Origin of the sequence: Pseudomonas sp. MPB03 (assembly GCF_046605385.1) — a bacterium.
Classification (GTDB): domain Bacteria; phylum Pseudomonadota; class Gammaproteobacteria; order Pseudomonadales; family Pseudomonadaceae; genus Aquipseudomonas; species Aquipseudomonas zanjanensis.
The window spans coordinates 4863920-4878315 of record NZ_CP176770.1; the positions used below are offsets into that span (position 1 = coordinate 4863920).

The 14396-nt window shown below is 61.1% G+C and carries 17 protein-coding genes; 1 reads left to right on the forward strand and 16 read right to left on the reverse strand.

All coding sequences use genetic code 11. From position 1 onward, the window contains the following. Positions 1-257: 257 nt before the first annotated feature. The 15 genes from ACLH0I_RS20905 to ACLH0I_RS20975 all read right to left on the reverse strand — a co-directional run bounded on the left by ACLH0I_RS20905 (position 258) and on the right by ACLH0I_RS20975 (position 12561). The gene (locus ACLH0I_RS20905; RefSeq protein ID WP_003204238.1) at positions 258-1226 is read right to left on the reverse strand and encodes a GTP 3',8-cyclase MoaA; all 969 of its coding nucleotides are present in this window, start codon (positions 1224-1226) and stop codon (positions 258-260) included. A 155-nt stretch (positions 1227-1381) separates the two neighbouring features. Beyond that, positions 1382-2020, reverse strand: coding sequence for a TetR/AcrR family transcriptional regulator (locus ACLH0I_RS20910; protein WP_186707201.1), 639 nt, complete (start codon positions 2018-2020; stop codon positions 1382-1384). A 384-nt stretch (positions 2021-2404) separates the two neighbouring features. Further along, positions 2405-3199, reverse strand: a complete 795-nt coding sequence (locus tag ACLH0I_RS20915; RefSeq protein WP_411385283.1) for a TatD family hydrolase — start codon at positions 3197-3199, stop codon at positions 2405-2407. Between the two features lie 11 nt (positions 3200-3210). Next, entirely contained in the window at positions 3211-3567 is a 357-nt protein-coding gene (locus ACLH0I_RS20920; RefSeq protein ID WP_186707199.1) for a PilZ domain-containing protein, read from the reverse strand. A gap of 42 nt (positions 3568-3609) precedes the next feature. Beyond that, on the reverse strand, positions 3610-4596 hold the full coding sequence (locus ACLH0I_RS20925) for a DNA polymerase III subunit delta' (protein WP_411385284.1): 987 nt from the start codon (positions 4594-4596) through the stop codon (positions 3610-3612). After that, positions 4589-5221, reverse strand: a complete 633-nt coding sequence (tmk, locus tag ACLH0I_RS20930; protein WP_411387541.1) for a dTMP kinase — start codon at positions 5219-5221, stop codon at positions 4589-4591. Before tmk ends, ACLH0I_RS20925 begins: the two co-directional genes overlap by 8 nt. 20 nt (positions 5222-5241) lie before the next feature. Beyond that, the gene (gene mltG, locus ACLH0I_RS20935; protein WP_411385285.1) at positions 5242-6402 is read right to left on the reverse strand and encodes an endolytic transglycosylase MltG; all 1161 of its coding nucleotides are present in this window, start codon (positions 6400-6402) and stop codon (positions 5242-5244) included. 3 nt (positions 6403-6405) lie between these two features. Next, the gene (gene pabC, locus ACLH0I_RS20940) at positions 6406-7221 is read right to left on the reverse strand and encodes an aminodeoxychorismate lyase (protein WP_411385286.1); all 816 of its coding nucleotides are present in this window, start codon (positions 7219-7221) and stop codon (positions 6406-6408) included. Further along, the gene (gene fabF / locus ACLH0I_RS20945; protein WP_018613569.1) at positions 7221-8465 is read right to left on the reverse strand and encodes a beta-ketoacyl-ACP synthase II; all 1245 of its coding nucleotides are present in this window, start codon (positions 8463-8465) and stop codon (positions 7221-7223) included. The genes pabC and fabF overlap by 1 nt, the downstream gene beginning before the upstream one ends. Before the next feature lie 108 nt (positions 8466-8573). Beyond that, positions 8574-8810: an acyl carrier protein gene (gene acpP, locus ACLH0I_RS20950; protein WP_003175607.1), complete on the reverse strand. Its 237-nt coding sequence runs from the start codon at positions 8808-8810 to the stop codon at positions 8574-8576. 191 nt (positions 8811-9001) lie between these two features. After that, on the reverse strand, positions 9002-9745 hold the full coding sequence (fabG, locus tag ACLH0I_RS20955; protein ID WP_186707194.1) for a 3-oxoacyl-ACP reductase FabG: 744 nt from the start codon (positions 9743-9745) through the stop codon (positions 9002-9004). A gap of 15 nt (positions 9746-9760) precedes the next feature. Beyond that, positions 9761-10699, reverse strand: a complete 939-nt coding sequence (gene fabD, locus ACLH0I_RS20960) for an ACP S-malonyltransferase (protein ID WP_186707193.1) — start codon at positions 10697-10699, stop codon at positions 9761-9763. Between the two features lie 123 nt (positions 10700-10822). After that, complete coding sequence (plsX, locus tag ACLH0I_RS20965) at positions 10823-11833, reverse strand: phosphate acyltransferase PlsX (RefSeq protein ID WP_411385287.1); 1011 nt, start codon at positions 11831-11833, stop codon at positions 10823-10825. A gap of 4 nt (positions 11834-11837) precedes the next feature. Further along, entirely contained in the window at positions 11838-12020 is a 183-nt protein-coding gene (gene rpmF, locus ACLH0I_RS20970; RefSeq protein WP_003179396.1) for a 50S ribosomal protein L32, read from the reverse strand. A 13-nt stretch (positions 12021-12033) separates the two neighbouring features. Beyond that, positions 12034-12561, reverse strand: a complete 528-nt coding sequence (locus ACLH0I_RS20975; RefSeq protein ID WP_003204262.1) for a YceD family protein — start codon at positions 12559-12561, stop codon at positions 12034-12036. A gap of 105 nt (positions 12562-12666) precedes the next feature. Here ACLH0I_RS20975 and ACLH0I_RS20980 point away from each other — a divergent pair, with 105 nt between their 5' ends. Continuing rightward, positions 12667-13245 carry a Maf family protein gene (locus ACLH0I_RS20980; protein WP_411385288.1) on the forward strand — a complete coding sequence of 193 codons (579 nt, stop codon included), beginning with the start codon at positions 12667-12669 and terminating at the stop codon, positions 13243-13245. Between the two features lie 146 nt (positions 13246-13391). On the opposite strand, the gene ACLH0I_RS20985 is transcribed toward ACLH0I_RS20980, so the two are convergent. Beyond that, positions 13392-14381: a S49 family peptidase gene (locus ACLH0I_RS20985; protein ID WP_186707190.1), complete on the reverse strand. Its 990-nt coding sequence runs from the start codon at positions 14379-14381 to the stop codon at positions 13392-13394. Between the last annotated feature and the right edge of the window lie 15 nt (positions 14382-14396).

Genomic DNA, 14396 nt, shown 5'->3' on the forward strand with positions numbered 1-14396 from the left:
CTCCAAAGACCGGTGTCGGAAAACCGGCGAATGGTCGTAGGATGCAGCTTTTGCGCCAGCTCGCAGGATGGTTAGGGTTGCGCCTTGGAATACCTGTGGCGAGGGAGCTTGCTCCCGCTGGGCTGCGCCCGTAGGAGCTGTCGAGTGCAACGAGGCTGCGATCTTTCCCCAGACACTTGAATCCCAAGCGAAAGATCAAAAGTCAAAAGATCGCAGGTTTCGCCAGCTCCTACAGACTCAAGCCAGGAAAGGTCCGATCAGCCGCCAATGATTTTCATGATGGTCGCACCGCCGGAGAACGCCACTTCCTGCTTGTCCCCCAGCGCCTTGACCAACAAGCGCTGAAGCGCCGGCAAGGCCTGATGGCGTGGCTTGTCCAGAAGATCGCCGACGAAGTGACGGTTACTCGACGACAGGCAGCCGTGCAGCCAGCCCGTGGAGGACAGCCGCAGTCGCGAACAGGTACGGCAAAAAGGCACGCTTTCGTTGGCGATCACGCCAAAGTGCCCCAGCCCCGGTATCTCATAACGCACCGCCGTGGCGTCCACCGGCGCGTCGGCCTGCAGGTATTCGTACTGGTCGCCGATCAGGCTGAGCAGTTGTTGAAGGCTGACGAATTGCTGCAGGAAGGCGTTGGAATCGCTGGCCAGGTGGCCCATGCGCATCAACTCGATGAAACGCAACTCATAACCACGTTCCAGGCAGTACTCGAGCAACGGCATCACCTGGTCGAGGTTTTGCCCGCGCAACGGCACCATGTTGACCTTGATCTTCATCCCGGCGGCCCGGGCCTGTTCCATGCCATCGAGCACGGTCGCCAGGTCGCCGCCACGGGCGATACTGCGAAACGCGGCGGGGTCCAGGGTGTCGAGGGAAACGTTGATGCGACGGATACCGGCATCCACCAGCAACGGCAGTTTTTTCGCGAGCAACTGGCCATTGGTGGTCAGGCTGATGTCCTCCAGCCCCATCTGCCCCACCGCCGTCATGAAACGCTCGAGCTTGGGGCTGACCAGCGGCTCGCCGCCCGTGATGCGCAGCCGCTCGATACCGGCGGCCTCGATCAAATAGGCCACGCCGCGCGCCATGGCTTCGGCTGACAGTTCATCCTGCGCAGCCACCAACCGCTTGCCGTCAGGCACGCAGTAGGTACAGGCGTAGTTGCAGGCTGAGGTCAGGCTGATCCGCAGATTACGGAAACGCCTGCCTTGACGGTCAACGATCATGGATCACTCCGGCACGAGAAAAATCGGACTCGCAAAAATTGACCTAGAAATCAAGATTTCGCAAGGCCCAAGCCTGAGTATATTACTGGGGCACTGCGCCATGTAAGCGGACATGGCGCAATAAGGCAGCTGAATGTCTTGGCTCGTGCGGCCAGTCAGGTGCTCGGGTGGTCGGTATCGCGCTTGCGCTTGTTGCCCATGCGCACGCCAATGTCCATCAGGAACTGGAAGAAACCTTCCTGGTCTTCCAGCACGTTGCTCCAGAACGGCGAGTGATACAGCGCCACCGCGCCGTGCACCAACGCCCAGGCGGCGCAGTAATGGAAATAAGGCGGCACGTCCTCAAGCTTGCCTTCGCTGATCCGGCCCTTGATCAACAGGGTCAGGCGTTCGAAGTTGGAGGCGCGGATCTTGTGCAGCTCCTCGACCATCTCCGGCACCTGGTTGCCCTTGACCACCTTCTCTTCCAAGCGGTCGAACAAGCGGTAGCGCTGCGGGTCGCGCATGCGGAACTCGAAGTAGGCCCGGGACAGGGCCTCCTTGTCCTTGTCCACATCGGCCGAATGCAGCAGCTCGTTCAAATCGCGCTCGTAGTCGAGCATCAGGCGCAGGTAGATCTCCGCCTTGGATTTGAAATGTTTATAAATCGTGCCTTTGCCGATACCCACGGCATCCGCAATCATCTCGACGGTGACACTGTCTTCACCCTGGTCGAGGAACAACTTGAGCGCGGTGTCGAGAATTTCCTGCTCGCGGCGGCGAAACTCACGGACCTTACGGGGTTCTTTGTGCATAAGAAAAAGGTCTGAAGGGTCAAAATTCGAAGCCGGGTATTATGCCTAACTTACGCAAAAATGCACGGATCATCCATTCTCGGCCACCGTTCTTCACAAAACCGTGCACACCCGGCTCGCCGTTTCCCTTGCCAACGGGCCGTACTGGCGAGCTTTGACGACAGTGAGAACTTATCCGAAGCGAGCGTATTCCAAATTTGTTTAAAAACCGCCCCGGCCAGACTGGACGGGCGGGCATACTGATCAATACTTGAACTGTCGGCGCGACATCTCCCCCAAGTGACGCGCTGATAAAGGTGCCAACGGACCGCGTGCCTTTGTTTTACTCCTAATGGTCTTAACCCGGATTCACCCCCCAGAACCCGGGTTTTTTTTGCATGAAATTCAGGCGTGCGCCGATCGAACGTGAGCCAACGGAAACAATTGCTTAAAATTTTCCGTCGTCTGCTCGGCAAATCCCTCGTAGGACTCGCCACGCAACATCGCCAGGAACTCTGCCACTTCCCGTACGTATTGCGGAAGGTTCGGCTTGCCGCGATAGGGGATCGGCGCCAGGTAAGGCGAGTCGGTTTCCACCAGCAGCCGATCAGCCGGCACTTTGCTGGCAACGTCGCGCAGGGCATCGGCATTGCGGAACGTGACAATCCCGGACAAGGAAATGTAATAGCCCATGTCCAGGGCAGCCTTGGCCATGTCCCAGTCTTCGGTGAAGCAATGCAGCACACCGGCCTGGGGCAGCGCGGCGTCACGCAGCAAGGCCAGGGTGTCGGCCCGGGCGCCGCGGGTGTGGATGATCACCGGCTTGCCGGTCTGCCGGGCGGCCTCCAGGTGCAGCCGGAATGACGCCTGCTGCACGTCGGCGGCTTCTGGCTCGTAGTGATAGTCCAGGCCGGTTTCGCCAATGGCGACCACCCGTGGATGATCGAGCTCACGCAACAGCCAGTCGAGCGCCGGCGCGGCGCCGGGCTGGACGTCCAATGGGTGGATGCCGACCGAACAATCGACGTCGGCATAACGCTCTGCCAGCGCCTTCACATCGGCGGCGTTGTCGGCGCTGACGCCGATGCACAGGAAGTGACCGACGCCCCGCTCCCGGGCCGCGTCCAGCGCGGCATCCAGGGAACCGCCATGGGCAGCGAGGTCGAGACGATCAAGGTGACAATGGGAATCTACAAGCATAAAAGGCCAGGCTACATCGTATGGGTGGGACGGTCGGACTTCAGGGAGCCGGCCAAGTGGGTTTCGATCTGATTGCGGGCCGAATTGTCGCCGTCGCTGAACTGCACGCCCACGCCGGCGGCCCGATTGCCCTGGGCGCCCTTGGGGGTCAGCCAGATCACCTTGCCGGCGACCGGAATTTTCTCCGACTCATCCATCAGGCTCAAGAGCATGAACACCTCGTCGCCCAAGCGATAATTCTTGTTGGTCGGAATGAACAGGCCGCCGTTCTTGATGAAGGGCATGTAGGCGGCATAAAGCACCGACTTGTCCTTGATGGTCAGGGACAAGATGCCGTTGCGTGGACCGGGACTGACAGGTTCGTTCATGCTGATCTCCGCTGCGATTGAGCTGAGTCTAGGCGGTACCTGTCAACTTCGACCAGGCAAACTCGCCCACTGCACCAACAGCGCCTCGAGCAACAGCACTCGATTGAGGTTCGCCTTGCTCAGCACCTTCTGACGTTGGGCAAGAATCCAGTCCTGGATGTTCAAGATTTTATCCTGGCTGCTTTTCTGCGCCAGGTACTGGATCACCTTGCGCATGTCGGCCAGCCCCAGGCCGGTCTCGTCTTCGGTCAACTGGTAACGCAGGATCAGGCTCGACCAGTCGCAGAACCAGTCAAACAGCAGCAGTAGCGGGATGGCGTTCCAGCCCTCGGCCAGTTGCGTGGGGGATTGCTGCTGCTTGAGCAGCTTCTTGACCCCGTCCACCACCAAGGCCCGCTGTTCACGCACGCCCTGGGCCTGAAGGCTGACGGCCGCCAGGGGCGAGCCAGCCGCGAGGGTCAGCAGCTCGACACGCTCTTCGTCGCTGCTGTCGGGCAGGGCCTGGGCCAACCATTGCAAGCTCATCGCCTCGCTCGGCAGCGGGCAGGCCTGTTGCACGCAACGACTCTTGATGGTCGGCAGCAAGCGACTCGGCTGGTGGCTGACCAGCAGCAACACGGTATCGCCAGAAGGCTCTTCGAGGCTCTTGAGCAAGGCGTTGGCAGCGTTGATGTTCATCGACTCGACCGGCTCGATCAGCACCACTTTGCGCCCGCCCATCTGCGAAGTCTGGACCACGAAGCTGACCAGGTCGCGAACCTGGTCGACTTTGATCGCCTTGTCCGCCTCTTCCGGCTCCAGCACGTAATTGTCGGGATGGCTGCCGGCCTTGAGCAGCAGGCAGGACTTGCATTCGCCGCAAGCGTTGGAGACACCCGGGCGTTGGCACAACAGGCTGGCCATCAGCCGCTCGGCCAGCGCCCGCTTGCCGATGCCGACCGGGCCGTGCAGCAGATAGGCATGGGCATGCTGGGCACGACCGGCCAGTTGCTGCCAGAGACCGTCTTGCCAGGGATAGGCTTCAGCCACGGACACGCTCCAGCAAACGTGGCAACAAGCTATCCAGGGACTGCTGGACCTGGGCCAGCGGCTGTGCGGCATCGATCAGCAGGTAACGCGCCGGATCGGCCTTGGCGCGCCCCAGGAAGGCATTGCGCACGGCATTGAAGAAAGCCTGGCCTTCAAGCTCGAAACGATCCAGCCGGCCACGGGCACTGGCGCGGGCCAGGCCGATTTCCACCGGCAGGTCGAACACCAGGGTCAGGTCTGGGCGCAGCTCACCTTGGACGAAGCTTTCCAACGCGGCGATGCGTTCCACGGACAAGCCCCGGCCGCCGCCCTGGTAGGCATAGGTCGAATCGGTAAAACGATCGCAGAGCACCACGGCGCCACGGGCCAGCGCCGGGCGGATCACCTCGGCCAGATGCTGCGCCCTGGCGGCGAACACCAGCAGCAGCTCAGTGTCAGGGTTCATGACTTCTTCGAGGGGCGCCAGCAGCACCTCGCGAATTCGCTCGGCCAGTGGCGTACCGCCCGGTTCACGGGTCAACACCACCTCGATGCCGGCGGCCCGCAGGCGTTCGGCCAGGTATTCGCGGTTGGTGCTCTTGCCGGCGCCTTCCGGGCCTTCCAGCGTTATAAACAAGCCAGTCACGGGGCGATCCTTAATCAAAGTCATTGCGGGCTCGGTGGCTCGCTGGCGTCCGGCTCGGGGGCCGGTACCTGAGGTGGTACATGGGGCACCGCTTCAGGTGCCGTGTCGGGCGATGCCGCCGGGATCGGCGCCTGCTCGTCCGGCGTTACCGGCGCCGGGCTGGAGCGGTAATCGGCACGGCGCTTGAGCTGGAACTCGCGCACCGCGTTGTTGTGCGATTCCAAGTCATCGGAAAACACATGGCTGCCATCGCCACGGGCGACAAAATAAAGACTGTTGCCCGGTGCCGGGTTCAACGCGGCATGAATCGCTTCGCGCCCCACCATCGCAATCGGCGTCGGCGGCAAGCCCGGGATCAGGTAGGTGTTATAGGGGTTTTCTTCTTTCAGATGGGCGCGGGTGAGCTTGCCGGTGTAGCGCTCACCCAAGCCGTAGATCACTGTGGGATCGGTCTGCAGCAGCATGCCCAGGCGCATGCGCCGGACAAAGACGCCGGCAATTTGCCCACGCTCCTGGGGTACGCCGGTTTCCTTCTCCACCAGGGACGCCATGATCAGCGCCTGGTACGGCAGGGTGTAAGGCACATCGGCGGCACGCTGTGCCCATTCCTTGGCGAGCACGTCTTCCAGACGGTCGTAGGCTTTCTTCAGCAAATCGACATCCGATGTGCCGCGCACGAAGCGGTAGGTGTCCGGAAAGAACCGGCCTTCGGGAAATACCCCCGAATGACCCAGACGGTCCATGACCTCGCTGTCGCTCAGGTTGGCAAGGGTCTGCTGGAGTTTTTCATCCTTGGCCAGTGCGGCGCGCACCTGGCGAAAATTCCAGCCCTCCACCAGCGTCACGCTGTACTGCACCACTTCACCGCGTTTCCAGACACCGATCAGCCCCTCCATGGTCATGCCTGGCACCATCCGGTATTCACCGGAGTGCAATGGCTGGCCGGCAAGATTGAAGCGCCAATAGACACGCAGCCAGAAGGCGTCCTTGATCAGGCCATCGGCCTCGAGGCGCTTGAGGGTTCCGGTCGGGGTGGTTCCGTTGGGCACGTCCAGCAACTCTTCCTGGGTAATGTTCAGCGGCTGTTGCAGCGCCGATTGAATTTTCCAGGCCGAAGCGCCCAACAACAGCCCTGCCAGGACCAGTCCGGTCTCCAGCAGCAGCAAGAATTTACGTCTCACGAATCAAGCATCCAATAGCGCACGGGCAAGGGTCTGCAGTTTACGGGTGAGCGGGCCAACCGACCAGCACGCCGAACCGCATCCGCGTACCGGCCACACGCCATATACGCTGTTGCAGACGAAGACTTCATCGGCCTGGTGCAGTTGCTGGAGGCCGATGTCGGTGATTTGCGTGGCGATGCCCTGGGACTTTGCTTGAAACAATAATTCCGCGCGCATCACGCCGGCCACACCGCAACGGCTCAGGTCCGCCGTGAACAAAACGCCATCGCGCACCAGGAACAGGTTGCTGAATACGCCTTCGATTACCCGCCCGGACGCGTCCAACATCAAGCCTTCGGCGTACTGCGCATCGCGCCATTCGGCACGGGCGAGTACTTGTTCCAGGCGGTTGAGGTGCTTGAGGCCGGCGAGCAAGGGCTGCTCGGACAAACGCACGGCGCAGGGAAACAGGTGGACGCCTTGTTCGGCATGGGCGGTGGGATAAGTGGCCGGCGGGTTCCCTTGCAAGATGCGCCTGGCCGGCACCGAAGGATCAGCGGCATAACCGCGCAGGCTGTCGCCACGGGTCACGATCAGTTTCAGCACACCATCACCCAGGCAACCGGCGTAGGTGCTCAATTCTGTACTCAATGCGCCCATGTCGACGTTGAGCGCCAGCCGCTGGCAACCTGCTTCCAGGCGTTGCAGGTGGCGCTCCAACAGCACCGGGTTGCCATCGTGCACGGCAATGGTTTCGAACAACCCATCGCCATAAGCCAGGCCGCGATCTTTCAGCGACAGGACGTCGGCCGGCTGACCGTCGACCCAGCTTTCCATCACCCGGCGAACCGGCGGAACACCAGCGAACCGTTGGTCCCGCCAAAGCCGAAGGAGTTGGACAGCACCACATCGATATCCATGCTGCGGGCCGTGTGCGGCACGAAGTCCAGGTCGCAACCTTCGTCCGGCTCATCGAGGTTGATGGTCGGCGGCGCGGTCTGGCTGTTGATCGCCAGGACGCTGAAGATCGCTTCCACCGCCCCTGCCGCACCCAGCAGGTGACCGGTCATGGACTTGGTCGAACTGACCGCCAGCTTGTAGGCGTGCTCGCCGAACACGGTCTTGATCGCCTGGGCTTCGGCCAGGTCGCCGGCCGGGGTCGACGTGCCGTGGGCGTTGATGTACTGCACCTGCTCGCCGTTGAGCTTCGCGTCACGCAAAGCGTTGGCGATGCAACGGGCCGCACCGGCGCCATCGGCCGGTGGCGAGGTCATGTGGTACGCATCGCCACTGGTGCCAAAGCCGATCAGCTCGGCATAGATGGTCGCGCCGCGCGCCTTGGCGTGCTCCAGTTCCTCGAGCACCAACGCACCGGCACCGTCGGACAACACGAAGCCATCACGGCCCTTGTCCCACGGCCGGCTCGCACGGGCGGGCTCGTCGTTGCGGGTCGACAGTGCACGGGACGCGCCGAAACCGCCCATGCCGAGGCCGCAAGCGGCCATCTCGGCGCCACCGGCAATCATCACGTCGGCTTCGTCGTACATGATGTTGCGCGCGGCCATGCCGATGCAGTGGGTACCGGTGGTGCACGCCGTGGCGATGGCGTAGTTGGGTCCCTGGGCACCCAGGTGGATGGACAGGAAACCGGAAATCATGTTGATGATCGAGCCCGGCACGAAGAACGGAGAAATCCGTCGCGGCCCCGATTCGTGCAGCGTGCGGCTGGTTTCTTCGATATTGGTCAAGCCGCCAATACCCGAGCCCATGGCCACGCCGATGCGTTCACGGTTGGCGTCGGTGACTTCCAGGCCGGCGTTACGCACCGCCTGAAAACCGGCTGCCAGGCCGTATTGAATAAACAGGTCAAGCTTGCGGGCTTCCTTGACCGACAGGTATTCCTCGACATTGAAGCCCTTTACCGAGCCGCCAAAACGGGTGGAATAGGCAGAAAGGTCGGTGTGTTCGATCAGACCAATGCCACTGCGGCCGGCCAGAATGCCCTGCCAACTGCTCGGCACATCCGTGCCCAGTGGCGACAACATACCCATACCGGTGACTACGACGCGTCTACGCGACACAGCACTCTCCTTTTTCTAATGACGACTTTGCATCAGGCCTAAAGAAAAAACCGCACGCCGTGACGGCAGTGCGGTTTTTCCATGACAGCTAGCGACGACTAAATACGATTACGCCTGGTGGCTGGTAACGTAGTCGATAGCAGCTTGTACAGTAGTGATCTTCTCAGCTTCTTCGTCAGGAATCTCGGTCTCGAATTCCTCTTCCAGAGCCATCACCAGCTCAACGGTGTCAAGGGAGTCGGCACCCAGGTCTTCTACGAAGGAAGCGGTGTTCACAACTTCTTCTTCTTTAACGCCCAGTTGCTCGGCAACGATTTTCTTGACGCGCTCTTCGATGGTGCTCATACCTTGTTTTCACTCCTAATGGACAAATTCAGGCAGCTGGCCGGTGGGTAAGTGTATAGAAGAACTTTTCGGTTTTTCAACCGAAAGCTTCACTCCTCAAACCCAGCGGCCCGCCGTCTATAAATTGATTGCAGCTTTATAACGGATTTTAGACAGCTCGTATGACATTTTTTTGAAGCAATCCGTCACATTTAACTCATGTACATCCCGCCGTTCACCGGGATTGTAGCCCCGGTCACGTATGCCGCACCGTCCGAAGCAAGAAAAGCGACCACGGACGCGATTTCTTGAGCTTGCCCCAGACGACCCAGCGGAATCTGCGTCAACAAGGCTTCACGCTGTGCTTCCGGCAGTTCACGGGTCATGTCGGTGTCGATGAAACCCGGTGCAACCGAGTTTACCGTAATCGAGCGCGAACCCACTTCACGCGCCAGCGCACGGCTGAAACCTTCCAGACCGGCCTTCGCCGCAGCATAGTTTACTTGGCCTGCGTTGCCCATGGCACCCACAACCGAGCCGATACTGATAATTCGACCCCAGCGCGCCTTGGTCATGCCACGCAGAACGCCCTTGGACAGCCGGTACAGACTGTTCAGGTTGGTGTCGACCACGTCGAACCATTCGTCATCTTTCATGCGCATCATCAGGTTATCGCGGGTGATACCGGCATTATTGACCAGGATCGCCGGCGCACCGAACTGCGCCTGAATGCTCGCCAGCACCGCCGCAACGGATTCGTCGCTGGTGACATTCAGCTCAAGGCCGGTGCCTTGGATGTCGTTTTCCTTCAGGGTCGCGGCGATGCGCTCGGCGCCCGAAGCGGAAGTCGCGGTGCCGATGACGATGGCGCCTTGACGACCCAGTTCCAGGGCGATGGCCTGGCCGATGCCACGGCTTGCACCGGTCACCAGTGCAACTTTACCTTGCAGACTCATGCAAGCTTCTCCTGTTCAGGCCTGCGCTGCACGGGTGGCAGCGAAGGCATCTGGGGTATTGAGATTGGAAGTCGACACGCCTTCGGCGCAGCGTTTGTTCAGGCCTGCCAGCACTTTGCCAGGACCGCATTCGACCAGTTCGGTCGCGCCCTTGGCTGCCAGGGCCTGTACCGATTCGACCCAGCGAACCGGCTTGTAGAGTTGTTCCAGCAGATCACGCTTGAGGGTCTCGAGATCTGGCGCCACGTTGGCGCTGACATTCTGCACCACGGGAATCTGCGGAGCCTGCCAGTCGATGGCAGCGATGGATTCGGCAAAGCGCTCGGCGGCCGGACGCATCAGTTCACAGTGCGACGGCACGCTGACCGGCAGCGGCATGGCACGCTTGGCACCACGAGCCTTGCAGCCTTCGATGGCACGCTCGACGGCCGCCTTGGCACCGGCGATGACTACCTGGCCCGGGGAGTTGAAGTTCACCGCGCTGACCACATCGCCTTGCGCCGCTTCGGCACAGGCAGCGAGCACATCAGCGTCTTCCAGACCCAGGATCGCGGCCATGCCGCCCTGCCCGGCCGGAACGGCCTCCTGCATCAACTGGCCACGACGCTCCACCAGTTTCACCGCAGCGCCCAGGCTCAGGCTGCCCGCGGCCACCAGGGCGCTGTATTCGCCCAGGCTGTGACCGGCGACGAACGCCGGGCGCGCGCCGCCTTCAGCCAGCCACAAGCGCCACAAGGCGATCGAGGCGGTGAGGATGGCTGGCTGGGTTTTATCGGTTTGATTGAGCTGCTCTTCCGGCCCTTGCTGGGTCAATGCCCACAGGTCATAGCCGAGCGCATCGGAAGCTTCTTTGAATGTTTCGAGGACCAGCGGGTATTGCGCGCCCAGCTCGGCCAGCATGCCGAGGGACTGCGAGCCCTGCCCTGGAAAGACGAATGCGAGGGAAGCAGACATGAAAACAAAGCCCCTAATGATCTTGTCGTCAAAAATTGACGCCCCTGGGGGCGCTAGCAAACTGCACATTGGATGGCGGGTTGAACCGACCGGTCACATTTAAGCATTGTCGGACGAAAACGCCTAAGTTAACAAATCCTCGAGGCGACCGTGCAAACGCTCCGGCAGGTTCTCCTGGATCTCGATCACCGCTCGGTTGATCGCACTTTGGAAACCCTGCACGCCCGCCGATCCGTGACTCTTGATCACGATACCTTGCAGCCCGAGGAAACTCGCTCCGTTGTGCCGCGCCGGCGCCAGGTCCGCCTGCAACCGGCGCATCAACGGCAGCGCCAAGGCGCCGACCACCCGCGAGGCGAGGCTTTGCCTGAACAAGGTTTCGATGCGCTGGCCGATCATGGTGGCCAGCCCCTCGCTGGATTTGAGCAGGATATTGCCCACGAAGCCATCACAGACCACCACATCGGCCTCGCCACGGTACAAGCCATCGCCCTCGACGAAACCGATGTAGTTGATACCCCGCGCAGCCTGCAACAATGTGGCCGCCAGTTTTACCTGCTGATTGCCCTTGATGTCTTCGGTGCCGATATTCAACAGCGCCACGCGAGGACGCACGATGCCCAGGGTTTCAGCCGCGACCGAGCCCATCACCGCAAATTGCAGCAAATGCTCGGCACTGCAGTCGACGTTCGCCCCCAGGTCGAGCAACTGACAGAACCCACGCTGGGTCGGGATCGCCGCCACCATCGCGGGCCGGTCGATACCCGGCAAGGTCTTGAGCACGTAGCGCGACAGTGCCATCAGCGCACCGGTATTGCCGGCGCTGACACAGGCCTGGACCTTGCCATCGCGCAGCAGCTCAAGGGCCACCCGCATCGAGGCGTCAGGCTTGCCGCGCAGGGCCTGGGCTGGCTTTTCGTCCATGGCGATGATTTCAGACGCCGGGACAATCGTCAGGCGCGCGCGATCCACAGCCGATTGGCCGCTGAGCATGTCTTCCAGGAGAGGGGATTGACCGACGAGGGTCAGGTGCAGCGAGGGAGTAGCATTCAGGCAAGCAAGGCTGGCCTGAACAATGCTGCGGGGACCGAAGTCCCCGCCCATTGCGTCAATCGCGATGACTTGAGCGGACAAGTGATTACTCGTCGGCGCCCTTGTCGATCACTTTACGGCCACGGTATACGCCTTCTGGCGATACGTGGTGACGCAGGTGAACTTCACCGGTGGTCTTTTCTACGGACAGGGTGCTAGCCTCGAGAGCGTCGTGCGAACGGCGCATGTCACGGGCAGAGCGGGATTTTTTGTTCTGCTGAACAGCCATAATTGATTAACTCCTAAACGTTTGGGTCACGCTTTAACTGCGCCAATACACTGAACGGGTTGGACCGCGTTACCTCGTCCTCGCTCGGTTCGGGCTCATCTGCTCCCGCCGGCTGCTGGCATTCTTCCGGATGATGAGCAGGCACAATGGGCAAGGCGAGCAGAAGCTCCTCCTCGATCAGTGACTGCAGATCCAATGGATCTTCGCCCAGTTCCAGCACGTCATAACCTTTCGGCAACGACTGGGTATTCGCACCCTCCTTCACCACGGCGTAACTGCATTCGCTGTGGATCGGCAGGGTGACCAGCTCAAGACAACGCTGGCAAACCATTTTGACTTCGGTGTCGATAAAGCTGTGGATAACCACAGATTTACGTTCATCTCGTTCAAAAACGAATTTGGCCTGGACCGTACCGACATCGTCGGAAAGCGGGTCGCAGAGTCTCTTCAAATCGGCCAGCAGCAGTTCACCTTGAAGGGTGGTGCCACGGTCAGCCAATTTGCGCGGGTCAACGTGAGGTGGAATCGGGTCATTCAACATAGGCGCAGCATTATAGGGATGCCCCCAGCCATGTCAAAGGAAATTCAGCCCTGTCCGTCACTTGCGTGCCTCGCTAGAATTCACCCCTGCCTCCTGGAGACGTCCATGCTGCCTTTATTACTTGCCTCGAGCTCGGTCTATCGCCGGGAATTGCTTGCCCGCCTGGGACTGCCGTTCGTCTGCAGCTCACCCGATATCGACGAAAGCCATCGCCCCGGCGAGCCCGCCGTCGAGCTGGTCAAGCGCCTGGCCCGGGAAAAAGCCCTGGCGCTGGCCGACAGCCATCCGGCACACCTGATCATCGGTTCAGACCAGGTCGCCGTGCTCGGCGAGCGCATCCTGGGCAAACCCCACACCTTCGACAATGCTCGCGAGCAACTGCTGGCCGCCAGCGGCACCAGGGTCACGTTCCTGACCGGCCTGGCGCTGTTCAACAGCCAGACCGGCGCCTGCCAGGTCGATTGCGTTCCATTTACCGTCAACATGCGCACCCTGGATCCTGGGCGCGTCGAACGCTACCTGCGCACCGAACAACCCTACGACTGCGCCGGCAGCTTCAAGGCCGAGGGGCTTGGCGTAAGCCTGTTCCAGAGCACCGAAGGGCCGGACGCCACCAGCCTGATCGGGCTGCCGTTGATTCGTCTTGTGGATATGTTGCTGGCCGAGGGCGTGCAGGTTCCCTAACGCTAAAATCCGTGACGAGGGAGCTTGCTCCCGTTCGGTTGCGCAGCGACCGCAAAATCTGGGGCCGCTTCGCAGCCCAGCGGGAGCAAGCTCCCTCGCCACAGGGGTAGTGTCAACCTTCCCCTGTAGCGAAAACTTCAAGGCAATCAGCGCAACGCAGGCCCCTGGAACCCCATCCACATCGCCAGGTGCTGGGCGACACTGGCACCCAACTTCTTCGAGAAGCGGTCGATCGGGGACTCTTCGACGGTGAAATCCACCAACTCTTTCTCACCAATCACATCCCGAGCCACGGAACTGGCGCTGCCCAGGCCATCGATCAAGCCCAGCGGCAAAGCCTGCTCGCCCGACCAGACCAGCCCGGAGAACAACTCTGGATGCTCTTTGTCTTTCAGGCGCTCGCCCCGCCCTTTCTTGACGCTGGCGATGAACTGTTTATGGGTGGTGTCGAGCACGCCCTGCCAGAACGCCGTCTCCTCAGGCTTTTGCGGCTGGAACGGATCCAGGAAGGATTTGTGCTCGCCCGCGGTATAGACCCGACGCTCCACCCCAAGCTTGCCCAGCGTCTCGACGAAGCCATAACCGGCCGCCGTCACGCCAATGGAACCCACCAGGCTGGCCTTGTCGGCATAGATCTGGTCCGCGGCACTGGCGATGTAATAAGCACCGGAGGCGCCGAGATCGGCAATCACCGCGTAGAGCTTGATGTCCGGGTGCGCCGCACGCAAACGAACGATTTCGTCATAGACGTAGCCGGCCTGTACCGGACTGCCGCCCGGGCTATTGATGCGCAGCACCACCCCTTTGACTTTCGAGTCTTCGAACGCAGCTCGCAGGCTACCGATGATGTTGTCCGCGCTGGCCGCTTCCTTGTCGGCGATCATGCCTTCAATATCGATGACCGCCGTATAGGCTGCACCACCTCCCGGACTCGTTTTCCCGTCAACCGCCTGGTAGATCAGCGCCAAGCCGAAAAACAGATAGATAAAGACCAGGCACTTGAAGAAGATCCCCCACCGGCGCGCACGACGCTGCTCTTCCACCCCGGCCAGCAGGGTCTTCTCCAACAGCTTCCAGCTTTTTTCGTCACCGTTGTCAGCGCTCGCTTTGGCCGGTGCCTTCCATTCATCGGTCATACATGCATCCTCAAC